The sequence below is a fragment of the Enterovibrio sp. QJM3NY_24 genome (genome assembly GCF_057786035.1).
Genome location: NZ_CM173519.1, coordinates 805,549 through 829,982, shown reverse-complemented (window position 1 = coordinate 829,982; position 24,434 = coordinate 805,549). Strand labels below are relative to the sequence as shown.

Annotated in this window: 22 protein-coding genes and 1 pseudogene; 12 read left to right on the top strand and 11 right to left on the bottom strand. The window is 46.6% G+C overall.

Going from position 1 to position 24,434, the window contains the following annotated elements:
• Positions 1 to 234: 234 nt before the first annotated feature.
• The 7 genes from nqrF to bolA form a co-directional block, all read right to left on the bottom strand.
• Positions 235 to 1,458, bottom strand: a complete 1,224-nt coding sequence (nqrF, locus tag AC3CIC_RS03545) for an NADH:ubiquinone reductase (Na(+)-transporting) subunit F (RefSeq protein WP_016959697.1) — start codon at positions 1,456 to 1,458, stop codon at positions 235 to 237.
• 31 nt (positions 1,459 to 1,489) lie between these two features.
• The gene (gene nqrE / locus AC3CIC_RS03540) at positions 1,490 to 2,086 is read right to left on the bottom strand and encodes an NADH:ubiquinone reductase (Na(+)-transporting) subunit E (RefSeq protein WP_016959698.1); all 597 of its coding nucleotides are present in this window, start codon (positions 2,084 to 2,086) and stop codon (positions 1,490 to 1,492) included.
• 7 nt (positions 2,087 to 2,093) lie between these two features.
• Entirely contained in the window at positions 2,094 to 2,726 is a 633-nt protein-coding gene (locus AC3CIC_RS03535; protein ID WP_016959699.1) for an NADH:ubiquinone reductase (Na(+)-transporting) subunit D, read from the bottom strand.
• On the bottom strand, positions 2,719 to 3,510 hold the full coding sequence (locus tag AC3CIC_RS03530; protein ID WP_016959700.1) for a Na(+)-translocating NADH-quinone reductase subunit C: 792 nt from the start codon (positions 3,508 to 3,510) through the stop codon (positions 2,719 to 2,721). Before AC3CIC_RS03530 ends, AC3CIC_RS03535 begins: the two co-directional genes overlap by 8 nt.
• Entirely contained in the window at positions 3,497 to 4,741 is a 1,245-nt protein-coding gene (locus AC3CIC_RS03525; RefSeq protein ID WP_016959701.1) for an NADH:ubiquinone reductase (Na(+)-transporting) subunit B, read from the bottom strand. The genes AC3CIC_RS03530 and AC3CIC_RS03525 overlap by 14 nt, the downstream gene beginning before the upstream one ends.
• Before the next feature lie 3 nt (positions 4,742 to 4,744).
• Complete coding sequence (locus tag AC3CIC_RS03520) at positions 4,745 to 6,085, bottom strand: Na(+)-translocating NADH-quinone reductase subunit A (protein WP_488515370.1); 1,341 nt, start codon at positions 6,083 to 6,085, stop codon at positions 4,745 to 4,747.
• 498 nt (positions 6,086 to 6,583) lie between these two features.
• Positions 6,584 to 6,907, bottom strand: coding sequence for a transcriptional regulator BolA (bolA, locus tag AC3CIC_RS03515; protein ID WP_371732948.1), 324 nt, complete (start codon positions 6,905 to 6,907; stop codon positions 6,584 to 6,586).
• Between the two features lie 126 nt (positions 6,908 to 7,033).
• Here bolA and AC3CIC_RS03510 point away from each other — a divergent pair, with 126 nt between their 5' ends.
• From AC3CIC_RS03510 to AC3CIC_RS03475, 8 genes are all read left to right on the top strand, one after another.
• On the top strand, positions 7,034 to 8,161 hold the full coding sequence (locus AC3CIC_RS03510) for a methyltransferase (RefSeq protein ID WP_488515369.1): 1,128 nt from the start codon (positions 7,034 to 7,036) through the stop codon (positions 8,159 to 8,161).
• A 27-nt stretch (positions 8,162 to 8,188) separates the two neighbouring features.
• Complete coding sequence (locus AC3CIC_RS03505) at positions 8,189 to 8,761, top strand: YajG family lipoprotein (protein WP_017004684.1); 573 nt, start codon at positions 8,189 to 8,191, stop codon at positions 8,759 to 8,761.
• Positions 8,761 to 9,330, top strand: a complete 570-nt coding sequence (locus tag AC3CIC_RS03500; protein WP_488515368.1) for a peptidylprolyl isomerase — start codon at positions 8,761 to 8,763, stop codon at positions 9,328 to 9,330. Before AC3CIC_RS03505 ends, AC3CIC_RS03500 begins: the two co-directional genes overlap by 1 nt.
• Positions 9,331 to 9,346: 16 nt before the next feature.
• Positions 9,347 to 9,715 carry a hypothetical protein gene (locus tag AC3CIC_RS03495; RefSeq protein WP_016959707.1) on the top strand — a complete coding sequence of 123 codons (369 nt, stop codon included), beginning with the start codon at positions 9,347 to 9,349 and terminating at the stop codon, positions 9,713 to 9,715.
• Between the two features lie 48 nt (positions 9,716 to 9,763).
• Positions 9,764 to 11,158, top strand: coding sequence for an AmpG family muropeptide MFS transporter (locus AC3CIC_RS03490; protein ID WP_488515367.1), 1,395 nt, complete (start codon positions 9,764 to 9,766; stop codon positions 11,156 to 11,158).
• Positions 11,159 to 11,412: 254 nt separating this feature from the next.
• Positions 11,413 to 12,177 carry an outer membrane protein OmpK gene (locus AC3CIC_RS03485; RefSeq protein ID WP_488515366.1) on the top strand — a complete coding sequence of 255 codons (765 nt, stop codon included), beginning with the start codon at positions 11,413 to 11,415 and terminating at the stop codon, positions 12,175 to 12,177.
• A gap of 119 nt (positions 12,178 to 12,296) precedes the next feature.
• On the top strand, positions 12,297 to 13,187 hold the full coding sequence (locus AC3CIC_RS03480; protein ID WP_488515365.1) for a 2-dehydropantoate 2-reductase: 891 nt from the start codon (positions 12,297 to 12,299) through the stop codon (positions 13,185 to 13,187).
• A complete protein-coding gene (locus tag AC3CIC_RS03475; protein WP_488515364.1) occupies positions 13,174 to 13,773 on the top strand; it encodes a DJ-1 family glyoxalase III in 600 nt (199 codons plus the stop codon). The genes AC3CIC_RS03480 and AC3CIC_RS03475 overlap by 14 nt, the downstream gene beginning before the upstream one ends.
• A 91-nt stretch (positions 13,774 to 13,864) precedes the next feature.
• On the opposite strand, the gene thiI is transcribed toward AC3CIC_RS03475, so the two are convergent.
• The 3 genes and pseudogenes from thiI to pomA all read right to left on the bottom strand — a co-directional run bounded on the left by thiI (position 13,865) and on the right by pomA (position 17,143).
• On the bottom strand, positions 13,865 to 15,313 hold the full coding sequence (gene thiI / locus AC3CIC_RS03470; RefSeq protein ID WP_016959712.1) for a tRNA uracil 4-sulfurtransferase ThiI: 1,449 nt from the start codon (positions 15,311 to 15,313) through the stop codon (positions 13,865 to 13,867).
• Between the two features lie 129 nt (positions 15,314 to 15,442).
• Positions 15,443 to 16,371, bottom strand: a pseudogene (locus tag AC3CIC_RS03465) (flagellar motor protein MotB).
• A 10-nt stretch (positions 16,372 to 16,381) separates the two neighbouring features.
• A complete protein-coding gene (pomA, locus tag AC3CIC_RS03460) occupies positions 16,382 to 17,143 on the bottom strand; it encodes a flagellar motor protein PomA (RefSeq protein WP_017004679.1) in 762 nt (253 codons plus the stop codon).
• Between the two features lie 351 nt (positions 17,144 to 17,494).
• Here pomA and xseB point away from each other — a divergent pair, with 351 nt between their 5' ends.
• The 4 genes from xseB (at position 17,495) to AC3CIC_RS03440 (ending at position 23,869) form a co-directional block, all read left to right on the top strand.
• Positions 17,495 to 17,740, top strand: coding sequence for an exodeoxyribonuclease VII small subunit (gene xseB / locus AC3CIC_RS03455; protein ID WP_488515363.1), 246 nt, complete (start codon positions 17,495 to 17,497; stop codon positions 17,738 to 17,740).
• A complete protein-coding gene (ispA, locus tag AC3CIC_RS03450) occupies positions 17,733 to 18,632 on the top strand; it encodes a (2E,6E)-farnesyl diphosphate synthase (protein WP_016959716.1) in 900 nt (299 codons plus the stop codon). The genes xseB and ispA overlap by 8 nt, the downstream gene beginning before the upstream one ends.
• Positions 18,633 to 18,661: 29 nt before the next feature.
• Positions 18,662 to 20,524 (top strand): 1-deoxy-D-xylulose-5-phosphate synthase, encoded by a 1,863-nt coding sequence (gene dxs, locus AC3CIC_RS03445; RefSeq protein WP_488515362.1) that lies wholly within the window; start codon positions 18,662 to 18,664, stop codon positions 20,522 to 20,524.
• 408 nt (positions 20,525 to 20,932) lie between these two features.
• Positions 20,933 to 23,869, top strand: a complete 2,937-nt coding sequence (locus AC3CIC_RS03440) for a sensor domain-containing protein (RefSeq protein WP_488515361.1) — start codon at positions 20,933 to 20,935, stop codon at positions 23,867 to 23,869.
• Positions 23,870 to 23,941: 72 nt separating this feature from the next.
• Here AC3CIC_RS03440 and pgpA read toward each other — a convergent pair whose 3' ends face one another.
• A complete protein-coding gene (pgpA, locus tag AC3CIC_RS03435; protein WP_016959720.1) occupies positions 23,942 to 24,430 on the bottom strand; it encodes a phosphatidylglycerophosphatase A in 489 nt (162 codons plus the stop codon).
• Between the last annotated feature and the right edge of the window lie 4 nt (positions 24,431 to 24,434).

The following is a 24,434-nucleotide window of genomic DNA, read 5'->3' as shown; positions in this document are numbered from 1 at the left end:
TAGACACACAGACCATGATTACGATGGGAGATTGAGGTCCGCTTAATACGAATCGCAGTATGTATTTGCGGTGAGATAGCAACGTATCTCAGTCGCAGAGACAGCCAATTGATGAGACGCGAAAATATCTACTGAGATTGGTATCTGTGTATTCATATCGATGTGTTCGTATCGATGTATATGCAAAATGGCTGACCCTAAGGCCAGCCATTTGTCTTTTCGACTTAGCGGTGTTTAGCCACCGAAATCATCAAGCAGGATGTTTTCGTCTTCAACACCAAGGTCTTTCAGCATGCCGATAACTGCCGCATTCATCATTGGAGGACCACACATGTAGAACTCACAATCTTCTGGGGCGTCGTGATCTTTAAGATAGTTCTCAAACAACACGTTATGGATAAAGCCAGTGTAGCCTTCCCAGTTATCTTCTGGCAGTGGATCAGAAAGCGCACAGTGCCAAACGAAGTTTTCGTTTTCAGCAGCTAGGCCGTCAAAATCTTCTACATAGAACATTTCACGCTTAGAGCGAGCACCGTACCAGAAAGACATCTTACGCGTAGAGTTCAGACGCTTGAGCTGGTCGAAAATGTGAGAACGCATTGGTGCCATACCTGCACCACCGCCCACAAATACCATTTCTGCATCAGTATCTTTCGCGAAGAACTCACCAAACGGTCCTGAAATCGTACACTTATCGCCTTCTTTCAACGACCAAATGTACGAAGACATAATGCCTGGCGCAACAGTTGGGTTGTTAGGTGGCGGCGTAGCAATACGCACGTTTAGCATGATAATGCCAAACTCTTCAGGGTAGTTCGCCATTGAGTACGCACGAATGGTTTCTTCGTTAACCTTGGACTCGTAACGGAACAGGTTAAACTTCTCCCAGTCTTCACGATATTCTTTAGGAACATCGTAATCTGCGTACTTAACGTGGTGAGCAGGCGCTTCGATTTGGATGTAACCACCCGCACGGAAAGGCACTGACTCGCCATCTGGAATTTGCAGCTTCAGTTCTTTGATGAAGGTTGCTTTGTTATCGTTAGAGATAACTTCACATTCCCACTTTTTCACACCAAAAATTTCTTCTGGCAGCTCGATGTCCATGTCAGTTTTCATTGCTACCTGACAGGCCAAGCGCTCGCCTTCACGTGCTTCACCTTTGCTGATGTGATCAAGCTCAGTCGGCAGAATGTCACCGCCACCTGATTTGATCTTCACGCGGCACTGACCACAAGAGCCACCGCCACCACAAGCTGAAGAAACGAATACGCCAGCGCCCGCAAGAGCGGTCAGTAGCTTGCCACCTGGCTGTGTGGTAATTGCCAGATTTGAATCGCCATTTACAGAGATGATGATGTCACCTGAAGGTACCAGTTTTGATTTGGCGAACAAGATCACCAGAACCAATACCAGTACGATAAGAGTAAACATCACTACACCAAGAATAATGTCCATTGACTAATCCTTATATCGCGGTTTACCCGACTTACAGTTGAACACCAGAGAAAGACATAAAGCCCAACGCCATCAAACCTACAGTGATAAAGGTAATACCCAAACCACGTAAAGCAGGAGGAACATCAGAATACTTCATCTTTTCACGAATACCTGCCAGCGCAACAATCGCTAGCATCCAGCCGATCCCCGACCCTGCGCCGTATACCACTGATTCTGCGAAATTGTAGTCACGCTGAACCATGAAAGATACACCACCGAAGATCGCACAGTTAACTGTGATAAGCGGAAGGAAGATACCCAGTGCGTTGTAAAGTGGCGGGAAAAAGCGGTCTAGGACCATTTCCAGAATCTGAACCAACGCCGCGATAACACCGATGAAGGTGATAAAGTTCAGGAAGCTCAGATCAATGCCTGGTGCCAACGCGCCGTCTTTCAAAATCAGGTTATAAACCAGATTATTGACAGGAACAGCGATGGTCAGTACGACGATAACTGCGACACCTAGGCCAAACGATGTTTTTACTTTCTTGGAAACAGCCAAGAAAGTACACATACCTAGGAAGAATGACAGCGCCATGTTCTCGATGAAAATCGAACGAACCATAAGGCTAATGTAATGTTCCATTACGTCCTTACTCCTTCGCTTCTACTTGTTCAGGTTTGAACTCACGTATAACCCAGATCATAAAGCCGATCAGGAAGAACGCTGATGGAGCCAGCAACATCATACCGTTTGGCTGATACCAACCGCCTTCTGAAGTCAGAGGCAGAATAGACACACCAAACAATTTGCCAGAACCCAACAGTTCACGGAAGAAACCAACAGTGATCAGTACGAAGCCGTAGCCAAGACCATTACCAATGCCGTCAATAAATGATGGCAGTGGCGCAGACTTCATCGCATACGCTTCTGCACGTCCCATAACGATACAGTTGGTGATGATCAGGCCAACGAATACAGATAGCTGTTTAGAGATATCGTAAACGTACGCTTTCAAGATCTGGTCAACCACGATGACCAGCGATGCAATGATCGCCATCTGCACGATGATACGTACAGAGTTAGGAATGTGGTGACGAATAGCCGAAACAAACAAGTTAGAAAACGCGGTTACAAACGTAACAGCTATCGTCATAACAAATGCAGTTTCTAGCTTGGTGGTCACTGCCAATGCAGAACACACACCTAGAACCTGAAGGGCAATCGGGTTATTGCTAAGTATCGGCGCCCATAGATTCTCTTTCAGTTCTTTAGTATCAGCCATTGTTCAGCTCTCCCTTTTGAACCATCTTCAGGAACGGGCCAAAGCCATTGTTACCGAGCCAGAAGTCGAATGTGTGCTGAACACCGTTTGAAGTCAGTGTTGCACCCGACAGTCCATCTACACCATGGATGTCACCCGGTTGTGCGCCACCTTTAACGATGCGAATTGCTGGCTGACCTTTGTCATCAAACAGCACTTTGCCTTCGAATTGTGAACGCCAGCGTGGGTTTTCAACTTCACCACCCAGTCCCGGAGTTTCGCCTTGCTGGTAGTATGTGATACCACCAACGGTGTTACCGTCAGTCTCAACAGCAACAAAAGCGTACATCATTGACCACAGACCATTACCGTGCATAGGCAGGATCACTTCGTCAGTCCCGCCTTGGTCATTCTTAACCAAGTAGACTTTCGCTAAATTAGCGCGACGACCAATCTTCGCCAAATCCTGCTCTGCAGCAAGCTTGACTGATTGAGAAGGATCCGACGCTGCAACGCGTTGGTCATAAGCTTCAGCTTCAGCTTCCGTACCCGTTAGCTCACCCGTTGAAAGATCAACAAGGCGAGGAACGATAAATTTTTCAAAAGCTTGGTTAACTTCGGTCTTGCTCGCTCCAACAGGAATACCAGCAACAGACAGGATGTTACGCTGAACATCGAGTACTGCATTTTCTTGCTGTAGTGGACGCAAAGACACCGCTGCAAAAGAAACCACGACTGAACAAACTAGGCTCAGCGCGACAACTACGGTCAGCGTTTTTTTAATGCTATCGTTATTGCTTGACACGAGCCAGTCTCCGTTTGATGTTACCCTGTACTACCAGGTTGTCGAACAGCGGGGCAAACAGGTTCGCAAACAGGATAGCCAGCATCATACCTTCTGGGTACGCTGGGTTAACCACACGAATCATCACTGCCATCGCACCAATCAGGATGCCATACCACCACTTCGCTTTATTGGTGAAAGACGCTGAAACTGGGTCGGTTGCCATGAACATCATACCGAATGCAAAGCCACCCAAAACCAAGTGCCAGTGCCAAGGCATGCTGAACATCGGGTTGGTGCTAGAGCCTGCGATATTGAATAGCGTTGCCGTTGCAACAAGACCAATCAACGTACCCAGAATGATGCGCCATGATGCAATTCGCATTGCAACAATCATTGCGCCACCAATCAAGATAGCCAGCGTCGATACTTCACCGATAGAACCAGGGATGTTACCGATGAAAGCATCCATCCAAGTGATCGTGCTACCAGAAACGTTGTTCACTAGTGCGCCTTGACCGCCTGCAGCCCATTGGCTAAGCGCCGTTGCACCAGAGAAGCCGTCAGCCGCAGTCCAAACCAAATCACCAGAGATTTGTGCAGGATAAGCGAAGAACAGGAATGCACGGCCAGCAAGAGCAGGGTTCAGGAAGTTACGACCGGTACCACCAAAGATTTCTTTTGCAACAACAACACCAAAGGTAATACCTATAGCTGCTTGCCACAAAGGAAGTGTAGGCGGAACGATCAACGCAAACAGGATAGAAGTGACAAAGAAACCTTCGTTGACTTCATGCTTACGCACCATACAGAACAACACTTCCCAGAAACCACCGACGATAAATACCGTCGCGTAGATTGGTAGGAAGTAGGTTGCACCAAGCAGCATTTTGCTTGCCCAACCTGCATCAGGAGACAGCGAACCCCCTAGCATTTCTGTTAACCAGTAATGCCAGTTACCACCCACAATGGCTGCAAGTTGATCAGCGCTGTACATCGAGTTCAGTGCCATAACAGCCTGATTACCCGAGTTGTACATACCGAAGAACATTGCTGGGAATACAGCCAGCCATACCATGATCATAATGCGCTTCAGATCGATGCTGTCACGAACGTGAGCACCGCGCTTTGTCACTAGACCAGGGGTGTAAAAAAGTGTCGCTGCAGCTTCGTAAAGCGCAAACCATTTCTCGTGCTTACCGCCCGGTTCAAAATGCGGTTCGATATCTTCAAGAAATTTTTTCAGGCCCATCGGTTACCCTTCCTTCTCAATTTGATCAAGGCACTCACGTAACATCGGGCCAAAATCGTATTTGCCAGGGCAAACAAATGTACACAGAGCAAGATCTTCAGGATCCAGTTCAAGTGCACCTAGCTGAGCCATGCTGTCCAGATCGCCTGCACAGATATCTCGTAGCAAAAGTGTTGGCTCGATGTCCAGTGGCATAACACGCTCATAGTTACCAATTGGCACCATTGAACGCTCACTACCATTAGTGGTAGTCGTCATGTTAAACAGCTGACCTTTAAAGAACTGACTCAAATACGCACGCGTAACTGAGAATTTGTTTTTACCTGGAGTGATCCAGCCAAACAGTTCTTTTTCACGACCTTCGCGCAACGCACTTAATTGTAAGTGGAAACGACCAAGGTAACCGTGAACACCACCAGCTTGTGTTCCACTTAGTACGGAGCCAGAAATGAGACGGATTTCTCCAGGCATCAATTCGTTGTTTGTCAGCTCATTGATTGACGCACCGATTTGCGTACGGATAAGGCGTGGGTTGTTAACCACTGGACCTGCCAAAGCAATCACGCGGTCGGTATACAGCTCACCCTCAAGGAAAAGCTTACCGAACGCAATCACGTCTTGGTAGTTCAGGTGCCAAACCTGCAACTCTGCACCAACAGGGCGAAGGAAGTGAATGTGAGTACCCACCAGACCAGCTGGGTGAGGGCCATTAAACACTTGCTCTTCAACGTTAGACTGCGAGCTACGTGGCAGGCTAGACTCACCTTTACACACGTAAACTTTGCCGTCTGTCAGACGCGAAAGAACATCCAAGCCTGCTACAAACGCTTCTTGCTGCTCATTAATGATCAGCTCAGGGTTTGCTGCGAGAGGGTTGGTATCCATTGCGGTGACGAACACAGCAGAAGGTTTCGCATCAACCGCAGGGTTTTTGCTAAATGGACGAGTACGAAGCGCAGTCCACAGACCCGATTCCACCAATTGGTCAACAACCATTTGGCGATCAAGACCTGCAATTTCAGAGGCTTCATATTTATTGAAAGTGACTTGCTCGTTGCCTTCGATTTCGATGACAACAGACTGAAGAACACGTTTTGCACCACGGTTAATCTCAACCACAGTACCCGCTGCAGGTGCAGTGAATTTAACGCCAACATTCTTTTTATCTTCAAAAAGAATCTGACCTTTTTTCACTACATCCCCAACACGAGCATGCATTGTTGGACGCATGCCAACGTACTCTTCGCCTAGCAAGGCGACTTTTGTGATGGCTGAGCCATCATTTATCACCTGAGCAGGAGTCCCTGAAATTGGGATATCCAAGCCCTTTTTTATTGTAATCATACGCACTTGCACTACATTAACGGGAAAAATTCTGTTATTGCGCAGTTGATACACGACTTTCTACTGTTTGGCGGGATGATACCACCCCAAGCCTTCGCAACTTCCTCATCACCAATCCGCAACAATTCTGCGGACGGGGTCAGTTTTCAAGCGATGGATTCTATCATCAACCAAAGATGCTATTCCACGGCAATCACCGTGATGCACCCTGAAATTTCAACAACTGAGCAAACTATCGCCAATTGAGAGTGATAAGTATGAGCCGGTGCACAAAATGTCATGCAAACGTAGTGTGTAAAAAGTGTTACAAAATCAACATAACTCACGAAAGCCTGTCTTAATGTTGAATTGATTAATACACTACATTTCTTAACAATCTGCTGACGACCATTGCCATACTCTGAATCCAAAGCCGTTATGTTGAACAGCTGGAAATCTTAGTCGAACATATTACTGCGCAGTATTGGGTTGTTTGTTTAACAGCCCATCGCGATATTATTATTTGTTATCGTGTAAAGACCCACCACGACACGGTGGTGAGTTCGGTGAATGCCCATTCAAATCATGCCACTCACTCTCAGTATATGTATGAATTGCCAATGCATGGATATCATTTTTCAACTCATCCGCCAGTGTTTGGTTTACCGCACGATGCCTTGTGATTAAACGCTGCCCTTCAAAGTCACCACTAACAATCGTCACTTTGAAATGACTTTCTGACCCAACAGGCACATTGTGCATATTACTTTCATTAAGCACTTCTAAAAAGATAGGCGAAAAAGCAGTGTTCAGTTTCTGCTCAATATTTTTTTGAACAATCATACGTCCCTCTTTTACATATTAGCTTTTTTCTGCATTGTCTTTCTTCGATCGCTGCAAGACAATTGCAGTATTCCTGTCATCTGCGACAATATACCTCATTCTCACAAGCGCTTCGCTGATACCCCCATGAAAACCACATTACAAATCGAAGGCATAGCGTTAGAACTGCGTCGCTATCCCCTTCAAAAAAGCGAAACATTACAAGCTTGGGATGCTGCCGATGAATATCTCATCGAGCACATCGAAGCGACAGATTTGGAATCCGGTGCACATATTCTGATCATGAATGACGGATTCGGTGCGCTTAGTTGCTGGGCTTCACTGAAAGGCTACCAAGTCACTGCAGTTAATGATTCTTTGTTATCGCAACAAAGTATTCAACATAACCTGAATAAAAATGCGCTTTCTCATGTTCGGTGTTTGTCATCGCTGGATACACTGCCTGACGATGTCGATCTGGTTGTGATGAAGTTGCCAAAGAACAACCGCCTTTTAATTTGGCAGTTGCAGCAAATTGCACAACTTGAACGCGCCCAACTCACCACGATCACGGGCGCAAAAACCAAAGATATTCATACATCTACACTTAAACTGTTCGAAAAACACTTGGGGTCAACCCATACTTCTTTGGCAAAAAAGAAAGCGCGTTTAGTTTTCTGTAACAAAGAGAAGTCGTTGAATATATTGCCCCCAGCAACGACGTCATTTGATGTTCCGGACTACCAATTGTGTCTGGCAAATCATGCCAACGTGTTTTCTTCAGAAAGTTTGGATATTGCCGCCTATTTGATGCTTCAACACATGCCACATGACGAAAGCATCAAACACATTATTGACCTAGGGTGTGGAAACGGTGTTTTGGCGATTCAAGCGGCGAAGCTAAATCCTCAAGCACGCGTTACTGCCGTAGATGAAAGCCACATGGCAATCGCTTCTGCCTCGCTGAATTTATCCACCCATGGTATTGAGCCGACAAGAACGCATTGCCTCGTCAATAACTGCCTTGATGACTTTGCACCTGAAAGCGCAGATGTCGTGATGTGCAATCCGCCGTTTCATCAACTACAAGCAGTGACGGATCACATTGCATGGCAAATGTTTTGTGACGCTCAGCGAGTTCTTGAACCCAAGGGCAGAATTGTGGTCATTGGTAATAGGCACCTCGGCTATCATACTAAATTGAAACGTCTTTTTGGCAATGCACAAGTCATTGCTTCCAACCGTAAGTTTGTTATTGTCGAAGCTTACAAATAGCCAGACTCTAAAGGGATGCGTTAACTCATGAAAAAACTTCTGCTTGTTTCCGGACTTGTCATCGGCTTGAGCGCCTGCTCTGCACCTCAAGAGCCTCAATTGACTGTCGCACCTCAACCTACAATTTCACCCGTACCCGTTGCTCAAAACAAATCTGTTGCGGTTGAAAGTCGTGATTTACGAACCGCGCAGTTTGTCGCAGTTGTAGATAATGGCCGTAAAAATGTGCAACCCATTCAATCCACATCAAATGTGCGTGTCGTTCTGGAAGATGCACTCACCCGACAGCTAAACTCTCAAGGCTATCGTGTTATTACCGAGGGCAAAGGAAAACTTCGCTTAGATCTGCTCGACGCATTGGTGAAAGTGGAGCACTCAGTGTTCTCACACGACATGATTACCAATGTGCAGATCCAGCTGGTTGCAGAAACCGGTGAAAACAAATTTGTTAAGCGCTACACAGGTAAATCAACGTCTGAAGGCGCGACCAGCGCGTCAGTTGAAGATATGGAAATCGCACTTAACAGTCTGCTAGAAGCCGTGTTGCAAGACATTGCTCAAGACAAACAACTGATGACCTTTATGAACGAGAACTTTTAATGCGAGCTTTGTTTAAATCAATCGTTGTTGCGGCAACAATGACGTTGGCACTTCCTACACTGGCTGCCAATCCTATTGTTGATGTAGAAACCAACATGGGCAATTTCAAGCTGGAGCTTTATCCAGATAAAGCGCCCAAGTCCGTTGAGAATTTTTTACGTTATGTCGAAGATGGCAGTTACGTAGATACCCAGTTTCATCGCGTGATAAAGGGGTTTGTGGTTCAAGGTGGCGGCTATGATGCTTCTTTTAATCCGCGCCCGAGCACTTATGGTGAAGTGGTTAACGAATCAAAGAATGGATTGAACAATGACCGCGGCACCATTGCGATGGCGCGTAAATCCACGCCGGATTCAGCCACGCGACAGTTCTATATTAATCTACAAAATAACAGTAACTTGAATGGTTCTACTAACAAATTTGGTTATACCGTTTTTGGTAAAGTGATCTCAGGTTTCAACGTTATCGAAAACATAGCGAACACGAAAACGGTCACAATCGCTCAAGCTGGCATGCGAGATGTTCCACAGCAACCTATACTAATTGAGAAAATTATCATTACCAATTAGTCGTAGGAATCAGGGAATGCTAAAACTCATTGCAGACAATCCCGAACCTGAAATAAATCAAGCACTCGCCGATGAGCATATTCACACTTATGCCCCGGCGTTTGCCGCTGAAGTCATCCGCTTCATTTTAAGGCAATCGCCTTATGATGAGCTGAAAGATATATGCCGTCAGCAGTTTATTGATTGGTGGAAGCTTTCGATGCCCAGCGGCTCACCAAAAGACAACTATGAATCTGTTTATTGGTACTTGTTGTACTTAATCGAGTCGAGACGAGAAGATGAATTACGTGGTAATCGTTTCGCCAATCGGCGCGTAAAAGAATGTGCTTGTTATTTGATGAACAAGGGAAAATTTCCTGATTACGCGCGTGGCATTCGTCCTTGAAGCACGGTAGCATGACGTTACTTATGTTACTCACAAGGACGTCACTACATGTCCCAAGCACCATCCCCTACTTGGCGAGAAACCGTTCACAGTTACCTTGACCGCCGACTCTTATGGGTTTTTCTTCTTGGCTGTGCAAGTGGCTTTCCTTGGCTTTTAATTGGGTCAAACATGTCAGGTTGGCTCAAGGATGCAGGCCTCACTCGAACAGCGATTGGTTTATTTGGCTCCATCTTTGTGGTTTATGCCATTAACTGGATGTGGGCGCCGCTCATTGACCGAATCAAACTTCCCTATCTTTACAATAAACTAGGTCAGCGTCGCAGTTGGATCGTGCTCATGCAATCGATCATGTTAGTGTGCACCTTATTTATTGCAAACACCGACCCTTCATTCAATTTGTGGCTCACCTCGGTGCTGGCGCTGACCATTGCCCTTGCATCATCGACTCAAGATATCGCCATTGATGCCTTTCGTATCGACAGCTTCAAGGAGCAGGAAAAGTCTAAAATGCCTCAAGCTGCTGCCATGGCAGTGATTGGATGGTGGACAGGCTACAGCCTCCCCGGTTATTTCGCCTTCATCAATGCTGATAGCATTGGTTGGAATGGCGTGTATTACGGGATGGCCGTCTTTATTGGACTATTAATCCTATTTACACTTTTCGTCGGGGAACCCGATTCTGAGCGTGAAGCATTGCAGGCAGAAGCCGAAGCGCGCTATGCAAAACGACTTAAACATGGCGAAAACAGAGTCTTGCTATGGTTGTCAGTCACCCTCGTTGAGCCTTTTGCGGAGTTCTTTCGCCGAAACGGCGTGAAAGTCGCATTAACCCTGCTGTTATTCGTTTTCCTGTTCAAAATTGGGGAAGCATTCCTTGGTCGAATGTCGATCGTTTTTTACAAAGAAGTCGGTTTCAGTAACGAACAAATTGGCCACTATTCCAAACTTATTGGCTGGGGTGCCATGGTGGTGTTCACCTTGATTGGTAGTGCTATCAACGTTCGTTTCGGCGTGGTGAAAGGGCTGCTGATTGGTGGTATTTCCATGGCAGCTAGCAATCTTATGTTTGCGCTCATGGCGCAAGTGGGTCCAAGCGAAGATCTTTTCCTTGCCACCATTATCGTGGATAACTTCACGAGTGCATTTGCCACGATTGCTTTTGTCTCTTTCTTGACCTTCTTAACAGGACGCGCATTCTCCGCTACACAATATGCTCTGCTCGCATCGCTAGGTAACTTAGGGCGAACGACACTGTCATCGTTTAGCGGCGCCACTGTCGATTGGATAGAGGGCTTTGAGTGGCTGCATGACATCACTTGGCTCAATCCATGGTCATTTTTCTTCATTCTTACCACGATCATGGTTGTACCAAGTCTCGCCATGATTATTGGACTCAAGCATCACTTCCAAGCGCTTACTGACAAGCAAAACCTCACTTAAATGTGTTTAATCCGCGACGCCTGTCGCGGATTACCACCCTAAAACCTGTTGAATCCTTTACCTCTGTCATCTTTTGAAACACTTATCTCTCATGTAATCCATTTCAACGAGATCTAAATCACATTTAGCAAACGATTGCGGTTTCATTGCATTTTCTTTTTTGAACTTTCCCATAGAATGGCGCTCGCAACGGCGAGGTCCAACCATTTGGTGTCTCTGCCACTCCAATCCTTACGATGTAAAGAGAGCTAACGATGCGTAAATCTGTAGTAGCACTGAGCGTTCTGGCAGCAGCAGCGGCTGTCCCTGCACAAGCGGAATACCTATTTGGTTTTGGTGGCATGTATGCTGACTACCAAGTTTGGGATCATGGTATTGGTAACGATAACGATAACTTCGGTGGCGACATTTCAGATCGTAACCAAGCTGTAGTCGGTATCGAAGGCGGCGCAGGCTTTACTTGGGGTCAAATCTACGGCTTCTACGACTACGAAGGTGTGGATCGCGGAACTGGCGATCGTGGTGCATCGGCAAAAGGTACTATCCACTACAACCTGACTGATGCTGGTGTAAGCCTTTATGCTCAAATTTACAACACTGACAAAGACGAAGACGGCCGCGGCGGTGCGCTTCACGAACAAAACCGTGTACTAGGTTTAGGTTACACTGGCCTTAACGGTGACGGTTGGGCATTTACGCCATTCATCGGTGTTCACGAAATCAACTCTGGTGACATTAAAGGCGCAAACGGCGGTATGGCTGGTTTCGTAGGTTTCTACAACACCAACATCGGCAGCCAGAACTTTACGTTCTCTTCTTGGGCTGAATACGAGTTTGGTCGCCAAGAAGCATACGCAGCAGTGCAAGGCGATGACTGGGGTCTAAACGGCTCTGTTAATGCAATGTGGAACATCAACCAAAACTGGTCAACGGGCGTACTTTACCGTTACACCGTAAACAAGTTGGCGCGTAAAGATTACCAAGACATCATGATCTACCGCGTACAATACAACTTCTAATTTATAGAAGTATAAAAGCGCTTCAAGAGGCAGCCTTCAGGCTGCCTTTTTTGTTTTCCATTCGATGAAAGAACCAATAATGGTATGCTGGTTTTCGAAACAGGAAAGAGGAATAAAAAATGCATTTCACGATTGTTGGCACCGGTGCAATCGGTTCGCTTTGGGGCTTAAAGCTACGACAAGCAGGCCACCAAGTGCACCTTCTCTCTCGCCATCAAGAAGCCACGCTTGAGCGCGGTTTTGAGAAGGCTCAGCCAGTGTATTTTGCTGCCAACCAGCCAGATTTACTCAAAGACAGTGATTGCATAGTGATCTGCGTGAAAGCATTTCATGTCGAAGCCGCGATACACCGCATACTTCCTAACCTGCATCCTGATATGCCTATGGTACTGATGCACAACGGCATGGGAACCACTGACACGGCGCTACGTTTAGTGAGCAACAATCCTTTGCTGTTTGCTACCACGTCTCACGGCAGCCTGATGTTGTCCTCTACCGAAGTTAAACATACGGGCATTGGTGAAACACGAGTGGGTGGCATTAACGCACTTGGTAAACGCTGCGATTTTCTCGCGGACGTATTAGATCACGCACTCTCCCCATGTTGCTGGGATGAGCATATCCAGCAAGCGCTTTGGCACAAACTCGCTATCAATTGTATGATCAATCCATTGAGCGCCATTGATCAAATACCGAATGGGGACCTGTTGCTTCCGCGTTATCAGGAGCAACTGCTTTTACTCAGCAAAGAAATTGCCCAAGTAATGAATACAGAAGGAATAGCGACCAGCGGTGACGACGTTCTTCACAAAACACTGGACGTTGCTCAAGCGACCGCAAGTAACTACTCGTCGATGAATCGCGATATCTTCCACCAGCGACGCTCAGAGATTGATTTCATTACGGGCTATTTAATCAAAAGAGCTGCATTACACGGTATCGCCACACCAAAAAATACGGCGCTCTACAAGGCTATCAAGAATTTGGAATCATCCTATGACAACACCTAGTGTATTGGTGTGCCTCGCTCCGGGCACGGAAGAAATTGAAGCCGTAGCTGTGATGGATATTATGGTACGAGCCGGTTTTAACGTCACTACCGCCAGTGCGGCAGAAGATGGAGACCTTACCGTGACTTGCTCCCGCGGCGTAAAGATCCTTGCCGACGCACCATTAGTCAAAGTCGCTGACGAAGAGTACGACTGTATTGTGGTACCCGGTGGAGTCGAAGGCGCGACGTGTTTGGGCGAAAGCGCGTTGGTACTGGAAATGCTCCGTCAGCAGTACTGCGATCAAAAATGGGTAGCGGCTATCTGCGCAGCCCCTGCGTTAGTACTCGAGAAAAACGGCTTGTTCCCTGATGCACACAAAGCGTGTCACCCTGCGTTTATCGAACAGATTAACGAGGAAAAGAGGAACACTAAGCGTGTATTTACCGATCACGACCACAAACTGATCACCAGCCAAGGTCCGGGCACTGCGTTGGAATTTGCCGTTGAGATTGTGTTGGTATTGGCTGGAAAAGAAAAAGCGAAGGAAGTCACCGATCCTATGGTGATGATCCCGAGCCTTCACTATGACAAGAAGTTTGCGTAGTTAATCCAAGCCCTTACAATAAAAAAAAAGCCAGCATACATGCTGGCTTTGGTTTTCTCGACCCTATGAGCTGCGCTTCCTAGGACCTGCTTTAAGGGCGATATACCTTCACATTCGCGTAGCCATTTTCTTGCAAATACAACGCTTGCAATCGGCTCATTACGCCACGGTCACAGTAAAGCAAATAGGTCTTGCTCTGATCTAAATCGCCAAACTTGGTTGCCAATTTGAAGAAAGGAATGTGAGTGACTTCCACACCGTCAATCACCAATGGGTTACCATCTTCTTCATCAGGGCTGCGAATATCTAGCACCACTGCACCATGAGCAATTTCATCAACCAGTTCAACGTCTGGCGCTTTTTCTTTACTTTGCTTTTCAATCTCACGAATATCAATGGTACGTGCATCACGTACCACCTGATCGAGAATATCAAAGTTAAAGTTCGCTTCTTCAATATCTAGCTTCGCTTTCTCGGCCTTGATCGTTGGCTTACGAGAAATCACACCACAGTACTCTGGCATGGTTTTAGCAAAATCTTCAGTACCGATATGGCGCGCCATATTGATGATGTCTTCTTTGTCCCAGTTGATCAAAGGACGCAGGATTAATGTGTCAGTCACGTTGTCGATATGACGAAGGTTGGTCAGCGTCTGGCTAGAGACCTGCCCTAATGCTTCACCTGTCACCAACGCTTGAATACCGTTTCGCTCAGCCATCATCGATGCAGCACGCATAAACATACGTTTTAGTACTACACCCATCTGACCATCTTCAACCTTTTCCAAGATCTCAGCCACAACAGGTTCAAAATCGATAGAGACAAATTTCACCTTTGCAGAAGAACCAAATTTCTCCCACAAGTAATAAGCCGTTTGTCGAACACCAATTTCGTGTGCCGCACCACCAAGATTAAAGAAGCAGTAATGCACCTTACTGCCGCGCTTAATGTGAAGATAGCTCGAAACGCCTGAATCAAAGCCACCCGAGATCAAACTCAGCACTTCTTCTTGTGTACCTAGCGGGAAGCCGCCCAAGCCTTTAAAGCGCTCGCGCACAACGTTGACATTTTCTCTATCCACATCAAGGTGAACGGTGATGTCAGGGTTCTTTAATCGGACACTCGCAGATTCAACATCTTGATTCAAACCACCCCCCACGTAGCGCTCTACCTCAGTAGAGGTAAATGGATGATTACCACGACGCTTAGCGCGCACACAGAATGATTTACCTTCCAGTTGGTGGCTTACTGTTGCAGCGACGATCTCATAGATGTTGTGCAAATCAGTGAATGGCGTTTGTTCAACTTCCAGCACATGGTGAATACCTGGCGTATTCGTGAGGACTGAAAGTGCAATATCACGATCAGAAGCATTTTTCAGCGAAACCTCGATATGGTCACGACGGTTGAATACCGCCACAGCATCTGACTTTCGCTTAAGAATAGTTCTGATGTTCGATTCCAGAATTTTCGTGAAGCGCTTCCGTACAGATTCACTTTTAACCATCACCTCAGGGTGAATTTTTACGATAAATTTCATATCAGGTTTCGCTACAGCTTCTTTAAAGGCGCGGATTATACATCAAGCATAACGTATTCGAAATAACCGACTAAAACGAAAAAGGCAGTGCCTTCGCACTGCCTTAGTAACATAAGCGCATCGATGCGCTTAATTTTCCTGAATAGGTTGCACAGGCGTATCTGCTGAAATTTCATCAGATTCTCGTGGCTTACCTTGCATAACAGCAATTTCCACACGGCGGTTTTGTGAGCGATTCTCTGGCGTATCATTCGCCACACGAGGCGTCGTACCCGCCATCCCTTCTACTCGCATTCGCATCGGGTCAAACCCGTCTACTTTTTCCATCTCCTGAGCCACCGACACAGCGCGCTGCGCGGACAAATCCCAGTTGGAACGGTAGAGCTCTGAATCCAACGGCGTATCATCGGTATGGCCGGAAACTCGGACAATACCGGGCACATCTTTGACCAAACCAGCAATTTGTCGCACCAATGGCCTAAACTTCGGCTGTAAGAACGCGGAGCCCGCAGGGAAAGCACCATTTTCACGAATACGAATAATCAGCTGCTGGCCAAGGTTTTCAACCTCAACCGCCCCTTCTTCTACTTCCCGCTCTAATGCCTGCACGACCATTTGCGCGGTACTGGACATCTGTTCGGTGTCTTGTTCTTGCTCTTGCATCGACGCTTCAGTCGCGGTTGAACCACCATCTAGTTTGGCGGACTCACGTTGAGAGCCACCCGCCCTGTCAGATTCACCATCCTGAAAATCCAATGACCGCTGTGTCATGTCGATGGTCTGCTGCATAATCACTTCAATGGGTGTCGGCTCAGGGCGACCAGGGCGAAATTCTTGCGCAATCACACTGGTACCTTTGGGTATGTCTTTCACTTCAAGAAGATTTTGCACACCAAACGCAAATTTCATTGAGCCCGCGATTTGCTTGAACTTCAGTACGTCCATTTCCGAAAACGAAAGGAGCAGTACGAAAAAGCACATCAATAGCGACATCAAATCCGCGAACGTACCCATCCAAGCTGGTAGCCTGGGGGGGGACATTTGCATTCTTCTTCCATACCAGACTCCTTATGCGTCTACGTCAACGGCGCGTTTTTTCTCGTTGAGGTAGTTTTTCAGGTAGCCATCGATAACACGTGGGTTTTGACCATCTTGTATCGCAAGCAAACCGTCCATAATTAAACGACGATTCAGCTTTTCCTGATCTTTGCGTAAACGCAGTTTGTCCGCGATAGGGATCGCGACCATATTCGCAAGCATCGCACCATAGAGTGTAGTAAGAAGTGCTACCGCCATTGCGGGACCGATCGCCTTGGGATCATCCATGTTTGAAAGCATGGCGACCAGACCAACCAGTGTGCCGATCATCCCCATCGCTGGTGCAACGTCAGCGAGCGCACTATAAAATTGAGCCCCTCCATCATGGCGTTCATCCGTCATGAGGATATCTTTTTGCAGTGTCATCTTAACAACTTCAGCATCGTGACCATCCACCAGCATGTCGACACCTTTCTTCATAAAAGAGTTAGTCACTTCCATCTCTTCTAATGCAAGAAAACCGCCTTTACGTGCTGCGTCTGCCATTTCAACTATTTTGGCAATCAGATCTTCCGGGTCATCAGCTTTGAACATAAAAGCCTTGCCCGCAATTTTGAAAGCACCGAAGAACTGCCCCATTGGGTATTTCATCATCACAACGAAAAGACTACCGCCAAATACAATCAGCGCAGACGGTACGTCGGCAAACATACTCAAAGTACCACCGAGTAGCATCGCCATTATGATGAAGGCAAAGGCGCCAATAAGTCCTATGAGTGTCGCCAGATCCACAGAACGATCCCCTTAATTTTCGACAAAAGAGTGAATGTTGAAGTATGAATAACGCTATTCGCTGACCAAGTTATCGGCAGCAACAAAAATAGATTTAGCGCGTATTAATGATTTTATACCCAACTCGTCTCAATATGCAGATTTCGTTCGCAACTTTAAGCTCAATCTCCAGTATTAAGCAAAAACCCTCGCAGAACGAGAGTAAATCGGTCTTTCTTTCTCTTCATTTTTCGCTCACGCAACGAATTCACCTTGAAATCCCTTTTAGATACACAGAAATTCGTTCAAGAGTTTGACCCCTATCAGGCACTGAGTTAACTTCTCCGCCATTCCCTACTATCTAGGATTATCATGGCGACCAAGAAACCAGAAAACATGACCTATGAGGAAACCCTCAAGGAACTAGATACGATTGTTAATGGCCTAGAAAATGGCGAACTGCCGTTAGATGTGGCACTAAAACAATTCGAACGCGGTATTTCGCTCGCCCGACAAGGTCAAAAAACCTTGTCGGATGCAGAGCAACGCGTCGACATCCTTCTTGCACAAGACGACAATACCCCTTTAGAGCCCTTTGAAGACGCGCGCGATGAGTAACAACGATTTAAAATCCACTCTTCTTCATTATCAACAACGCAATAATGAGCAATTAGGGCTTTGGATTGATGCGCTAGGTAACACTGACCAATCTTTAATTAAGGCCATGAAGTACGGCACATTAATGGGAGGGAAGCGCGTTCGCCCTTACCTCACCTACGTCACTGGCCAGTTATTTGGCATGGCTGACGATGCGTTAGATACGCCTGCTGCTGCCGTTGAATGTATACACGCCTATTCACTGATCCACGATGATTTGCCCGCCATGGATGACGACAGTCTGCGTCGCGGCCAAGCGACCTGCCATATTGCCTTTGATGAAGCCAATGCGATTCTTGCTGGCGATGCACTGCAAACCTTGGCGTTCAGTATTTTGGCAGACGGCAAGCTTTCGACTGAAGGTGACACTTACCGCATTCATATGGTCAAAGAACTGGCAACCGCTTCGGGTGCCATGGGCATGTGTCTTGGTCAAGCGCTCGACTTGGCGGCAGAAGGGAGGCAGGTCGATTTAACTGCTTTAGAAACTATTCATCGCAACAAAACGGGTGCTCTGATACGCTGTGCAGTCAGATTGGGCGCTTACGCCGCTGGTAATAAAGGGGTTGCCTGTCTTACACAACTTGATACCTTTTCAAATGCCATCGGCCTTGCCTTTCAAGTGCAAGATGACATTCTGGATATCATCAGTGACACAGAGACGCTCGGTAAGCCTCAGGGGTCAGATCTAGCGGCAGAGAAAAGCACTTACCCTGCTCTTCTTGGTCTTGAAGGCGCGCAAGAAAAAGCAGCGCTTTTGTATCAAGAAGCACTACAGGCTCTGCATGCGATCCCCTATAATACAGAGCAATTGGAGCTGTTCGCCCGGTACATCATCGAGCGAAATAATTAAAAGCAATGACGTTGCGCCAAAACGAATTTATGACTCTCAATATCGCAAAATACCCAACGCTCGCGCTGGCGAATACGCCCGATGAATTGCGGACTCTTCCGCGTGACATTCTGCCTACGCTATGTGATGAGCTAAGAACTTATCTATTGAACTCCGTCAGCCACTCAAGCGGACACTTTGCGTCTGGCTTGGGCACAGTTGAACTGACGGTGGCGCTTCATTTCGTCTATAACACACCGTTTGATCATTTGATTTGGGATGTTGGCCATCAAGCCTACCCACACAAGATCCTAACTGGTCGCCGTGAACAGATGCCAACCATTCGTCAAAAGGACGGGTTACACCCTTTCCCATGGCGTGAAGAAAGTGAATACGACGTTCTTTCTGTCGGCCATAGCTCCACCTCTATCAGCGCCGCATTAGGTCTCGCTATTGCCGCAGCCAAAGAAGGCCGTGAGCGAAAAGTGGTGAGCGTGATTGGTGACGGTGCAATTACCGCAGGTATGGCGTTTGAAGCCATGAACCATGCCGGTGATGTTCATCCTGACATGCTGGTTGTCCTCAATGACAATGAGATGTCGATTTCTGAAAATGTCGGTGCACTCAATAATCATTTAGCCCAATTGCTATCTGGTAACTTCTATACCTCTATCCGTGAAGGCGGAAAGAAGGTGCTTTCTGGTGCGCCACCGATCAAAGAACTGGTTCGTCGTGCAGAAGAACACCTCAAAGGCATGGTAGTACCAGGCACCTTGTTCGAAGAACTCGGCTTTAACTACATTGGCCCTGTTGATGGGCACGATGTGGAAGAGTTGGTCAAAACGTTGAAAAATATGCGTGGACTGAAAGGCCCGCAATTCCTTCACGTGATGACCAAAAAAGGCAAAGGCTACGAGCCCGCGGAAAAAGATCCGATTGGTTATCACGCTGTGCCTAAGTTCAACCCAGCTGACAATAAACTGCCCAAAGCCCAAGCCTCAGGCCCAACGTTCTCCAAAATTTTTGGGGATTGGTTGTGCGACATGGCCGCAGAAGATGACAAGCTACTTGCTATCACGCCAGCGATGCGCGAAGGCTCAGGCATGGTGCGCTTTTCCAAAGAATTCCCAGATCGCTACTTTGACGTCGCGATTGCCGAACAACATGCCGTGACATTGGGTACAGGTATGGCGATTGGCGGCTATCACCCTGTTGTGGCCATTTATTCGACATTCTTGCAGCGCGGTTATGATCAGTTGATTCACGACGTTGCCACCATGAACCTGCCTGTCATGTTCGCTATCGATCGCGGCGGATTAGTGGGAGCAGATGGCCAAACTCACCAAGGTGCGTTTGACCTGAGTTTTATGCGATGCATTCCTAACATGTTGATCATGGCACCAAGTGATGAAAATGAATGTCGCCAGATGCTTTACACCGGTCACAAGCACAATGGTCCTACCGCCGTGCGTTACCCACGTGGCACAGGCTGTGGCGCAACCGTCGAAACATCCATGACCCAATTACCGATTGGCAAAGGTGTGCTTCGCCGTCAAGGTGAAAAGGTAGCGATACTGAGTTTTGGCACCATGCTACCCGCTGCTCTAGAGGCGGCAGAAAATCTCAATGCAACCGTGGCAGACATGCGCTTTGTGAAGCCATTGGATGAAGCCATGATCGACGATCTTGTCTCAACACACGATGTGTTAGTGACGGTTGAAGAAAATGCCATAGCTGGCGGTGCTGGCTCTGGTGTGGTGGAATATTTGATGAAGTCTCGCCAAATCAAGCCTGTGTTGCAAATTGGCTTGCCCGATACCTTTATACATCAAGGTACTCAGCAAGAGCTTCACGAAGAGCTGGAACTTGATAGCAAAGGCATTGAAGCGCAAATTATTCGCTACCTCAGCTAGCATATAAGCAGGCATCATACGTAAGCCAATGACCACCTTCATCAACTAGAAACGGCGCAGATGCGCCGTTTTCGATCTATCCCTTAATGTTCATCACTGCCTTATCTCTAGAAACAAACACCCTGCAAATTCTCACATTTGAAACTACACTCACAAGGTGTAATTAAGCGTTTTTTATCAAAATCTTATGACTAAATACGTAACGAGCCATGTTGATGATGAAGAGAATTTACCAATATTTAGCGACTTTTATTTTTGTCAGATTACCTGACCCGCATGCGGTTGCTATGAATAATCAGCCCGCTAAAATTGCCAACCTCTTCTCTGCGATTCACGTGCCTTTCTGGAATATCCCCTATCGAGGTCCCCAGGTATTAGCCGAAACGTGCTTGGTATATGCGGGGAATCATGACGCTGACTAATACACAAAAACCGACGATATTCTCACACCTTGTAATTGCTGTGACGCTTGTTGTGATGAGCATATTTACCCTATCGGCATTTCTGGTTTATCACCATCAACGTGAGGGGCTAATTGCAGATCTTGACGGTAGTACTCAAGAAAGCCTGTTACGTTTAACCCGTACTATTACACCCTATATGTCTTCGCATTCCGTTCACGAATACGAGAAACTTATTTTAGCCGAAGCCAAACTTAATCAGTTTCACGCCATTATCATCGTTGACCATAAAATGGGTGACATTGATGGCAAATCCACCAATGTTACAGGCTATATCCGAGAAAAAAACGGTCAACTCCAAGCTTATCGACAAGAAGACGGAATCAACGATAGCCGCCTTAATTCCAGTTTTTTCAACGTTTCTTCCCCCATCCACTCCACCGAAGGTAAAGAACTAGGACGCGTTACTCTTTATGTGAGTGATGAAGTCATTACAGACGAACTAAATCAGCATTTAATTCATCTAATATTGACCAGTATTGCTATTGCAATACTGCTTATTACGATACTGCTCTATTTTGCCAAGCGCCTTTTCATCACCCCCATAGAACAAATGGTACAAACTATTGAAACCCAAGATGCCAGCGGTATTCCGCTTTCTCACATTCCTGAATTCAGTAACCGAGAATTATCGTCACTAAGCCACACCATGAATAACATGTTGGACGTTGTCCGCCATTCCCATCAATCACTAAAACTTGAACACTCTCGCTTACTGAACGTCATTGATGGAACACGCACAGGTACGTGGGAGTGGAACATCGAAACGGGACATATTGACTACAATGGCACGTGGCAAGAAATACTGGGTTGGGACATCGCTGATCTCAATGGACCGCCCAATCAAGATTGGAAAACTTTTATCCACCCCGAAGATAAAAGCCAGTCTGATACCCTTTTGGAAAAGCTGTTTAACAAAGAAATTGAATACTATGACTGTGAAGTCAGGCTACAAAATCGCGCTGGGTTCTGGATTAACGCTCTAGGACGCGCAAATGTCGTTGAGTGGAATAACAATGGGCAGCCACTGAAAATACTCGGCACTCATCAAGATATTACTACTCACAAAAAGGCCGAGGACAGATTGCGGCTAGCCGCGAAGGTATTCACCCATTCTCGCGAAGGGATCATCATTGCAGATGAGCACTCACGTATCATTGAAGTCAATGAGGCTTTCACCCGCATTACTGGCTATTCCATTGACGAGGTGCGAGGTAAAAAGCCAAGCATTCTTCACTCAGGTCGTCAAGATGCCGGTTTTTACAAGACGATGTGGCGATCATTAACCGACAACGGCTATTGGAGTGGAGAGCTATGGAATTGCCGAAAAAATGGCGAGATATACCCAGAACTGCTAACCATTAGTTGCGTGTTTGACGAAGACATTAAACTCGTGAATTTTGTCGCTGTATTTTCAGATATCACTTCATACAAAGAGCAGGAACGTAACCTAGAGAAAATTGCTCATTTTGACACACTCACTGAGCTACCTAATCGATTTTTGCTAGGCGATCGCTTAAAGAATGCCATGAAAAGTGCAAAAAGAAATGGGCAGTATGTTGCAGTCATTTTTCTTGATCTTGACGGTTTCAAATCAATTAATGACACCTACGGACACAGCGTCGGAGACATATTGTTGCAAGAAATTGCAAAACGAATGCAAGCTGCGATGCGCGATAGCGATACCATTGCCCGCATTGGTGGTGATGAATTTGTCGCAGTGTTAGCAGGACTTAACTCACCCAAAAACTGTACACCTTTACTCCCAAGGCTCGTTGCTGCAACCTCAGACCCTGTTGATGTTAATGGATATTTAGTTCAAGTATCCGCCAGTTTCGGTATTACGATTTACCCGCAAGCTGAAGACGTTGATGCTGATAAGCTTCTTCGCCAAGCCGACTACGCCATGTATCAAGCTAAATTGAATGGTAAACACCGTTATCATTTCTTCGACGCAGAGCTTGAGCAAGCACTTAAAACTCAAAATGAGCATTTGCGCTCAATCGGCTATGGTCTGTTAAACAATGAGTTTTACCTGTGCTATCAACCAAAAGTGAGTTTTCGAAATGGCGAAATTATTGGGTTGGAGGCACTGATCCGCTGGCAGCACCCAATTCAAGGCAAGCTCATGCCCAATGATTTCATCTCATCCATAGAGAATCACAGTCTGATTGTCGATGTGGGTGACTGGGTATTAGAAGCCACGTTTCAACAGCTAACGGAATGGCAAAAAAAAGGATTTGTCACACAAGTCAGCGTTAACATCGCCCCACACCAACTGATGCAGCCTGACTTTATGGATAAGTTAATATTGCTACTGGCGCGCTTCCCTCACATTCAACCCAATCAGTTGCAATTAGAAATTCTTGAAACCAGCGCATTGGAAGATATTGTTGTCGTATCACAAATCATCACGCGGTGTCAGTCCATGGGGATTTCATTTGCGATTGATGATTTTGGCACAGGTTACGCTTCGCTGACCTATCTCAAAAAGCTGCCTGCAGAAACACTCAAAATAGATCAAAGTTTTGTGCATGACATGCTGGATAACACCGATAATTTAGCCATTTTAGAAGGCATTATCACCCTGGCTAACACCTTTGGAAGAAAGGTTCTGGCTGAAGGCGTAGAGAAAAAAGAACAGGTACAACTGCTACTCTGGTTGGGTTGTGAATTTGGACAAGGCTTTGGCATTTCGCGCCCTATTCGCGCTGAAAGTGTACTCGCTTGGACCAAGGAATGGAGACTCGACCCCACGTGGCATCAAAGCCCTAAGATCAAAGATGAACTGTGCCCACTCATAGACTCTGTCGTCAAAAATCGCGCGCGCACCGAGCGCATGCAATCGTACCTGACAAAAAGAACCATCGGTAATACGAAATAACGGATGATATAAAAAACGGCGCTATCGCGCCGTTTTTCCGAGGAGTGTTGAGGTCAAGCCATCACTTGGTTCTTACCACCAGCCCAGATAAGCGTGTCCTAACCACAATATCACCATCGACATCAGACCAGCCACAATATCGTCGAGCATGATGCCGAAACCACCGTGAACTTTTTTATCCAACCAGCTAATAGGCCAAGGTTTGACCATGTCAAAGAAACGGAAGATCACAAAACCCGCCAAGATCGTCTGCCAATCCATTACTGGCACCAACAACATGGTAATCCAAAAGCCAATAAACTCATCCCACACAATACTGCCGTGGTCATGAACCCCCATATCTTTTGACGTGCGGCCGCAAAGATAAATACCTATTGCGCTACCCAGAACAATCGCAACAGGGAGCAATGTCGTGGACAATGAAACAATCAATAAATAAACAGGTATGGCAGCCAAGGTGCCCATCGTGCCAGGGATCAAAGGAGAAAGGCCGGAGCCAAAGCCTGTCGCAAGAAGATGTACAGGGTTTGATAAGCGAATTTTACTGATCGGATTATTCATTTTT